The 1,281-nt window shown below is 44.0% G+C and carries 1 protein-coding gene and 1 pseudogene; one reads left to right on the top strand and one right to left on the bottom strand.

The genetic code is table 11. From position 1 onward, the window contains the following. Positions 1 to 342 (bottom strand): annotated as a pseudogene (locus PGX78_RS05460) (methionine synthase); the annotation flags it as partial. 152 nt (positions 343 to 494) lie between these two features. Between PGX78_RS05460 and PGX78_RS05455 the strand changes: the two are divergent. Continuing rightward, the gene (locus tag PGX78_RS05455; RefSeq protein ID WP_270445782.1) at positions 495 to 1,271 is read left to right on the top strand and encodes a ParA family protein; all 777 of its coding nucleotides are present in this window, start codon (positions 495 to 497) and stop codon (positions 1,269 to 1,271) included. The last annotated feature ends 10 nt before the right edge of the window (positions 1,272 to 1,281 follow it).

The following is a 1,281-nucleotide window of genomic DNA, read 5'->3' as shown; positions in this document are numbered from 1 at the left end:
GAGCATGCCGGTAGCAAAATCTCCGGAAGTAAAGAATTTGTCGATGTAATCGTCAATGTCTTTGCCCAAGGTGACGGACATGGCTATAATTGTTTCCGCTTGCTGTAGGAAAGGAATAATTTGTTCTCCTTCTACGGCAAAAGGTGCTTTTCCGCCAAAGCTGTCGGTGCATAAGTCGTAAGGGAGTTCATCATAGATTCCTTTTGCATTTATAAGAGGGAGAAGGGTTTGAACCGCCGTTTTTATAGTGGAAGTATCAAGACCTGTAAGGTTTCGTTCCGACAGGCGATATTGGAGACGTTTTTCGTCGACTGTATCTATATGAAGTGCTGTTGTTACCATAGTAATCTCCTTTCAATACATATATATATTTGTATTATAGCATTGTAGTGAAGTCGGGGGTAGAAGGAGAAAATCTATCGTATAATAAGCGGCTTTATGCTATACTATACGATAGACTGTAGATATGATGTGGGGACAGTGAGGTGAATCCGGTGGCGCGAATAATAGCCGTAACCAACCAAAAAGGCGGCGTTGGTAAGACTACGACAGCCGTTAATGTAAGCGCATGTTTGGCAGAAGCGGGAAAAAAATCCTTAATTATTGATTTGGATCCCCAAGGGAATGCGACGAGCGGCTTAGGCGTCGATAAAACGACCCTTGACGGGGGAACTTACGATGCATTAATTGGCAACCGGACCATGAACGACATTATCGTAAGTACGGATATTAAACGTCTTTTTGTGGCACCTGCAACGATGGACTTGGCCGGTGCTACTGTGGAACTGGTTAATTTGGAAGAAAGAGAATATATCTTACAAAAAGCCCTACAGGGTGTTGTGACCCCGAAGGGTAAGGATTTCGACTATATTATCATAGATTGTCCGCCATCTTTGGATTTATTGACTGTTAATGCTCTGGTTGCTGCGGACTTTGTTTTGATTCCCGTACAATGTGAGTTCTATGCTTTGGAAGGATTGGCACAGCTGACGGAAACGATTCGACGCATCAGTGCGGATATGAATCGCAAGCTGTCCGTTCTCGGATTGCTTTTAACCATGTATGACGGCAGGACCAACTTATCCTTACAAGTAGCCGATGAAGTGCGTAAGTATTTTAAAGACCGTGTATTTAATACAATTATTCCGCGTAATGTTCGTCTCGGAGAAGCACCCAGCTTCGGAGAACCTATTACGACTTATGCTCCCTCGTCCAAGGGGGCGGCTGTATATAAGAAGTTGGCTAGAGAGGTGATTAGACGTGTCGGCTAAAAAGGGCGGA

Origin of the sequence: Megasphaera sp. AF13-6AC (assembly GCF_027685385.1) — a bacterium.
In the GTDB taxonomy this organism is placed as follows: Bacteria; Bacillota; Negativicutes; order Veillonellales; family Megasphaeraceae; genus Megasphaera; species Megasphaera micronuciformis.
This window is presented reverse-complemented; position numbering and strand designations above follow the sequence as displayed.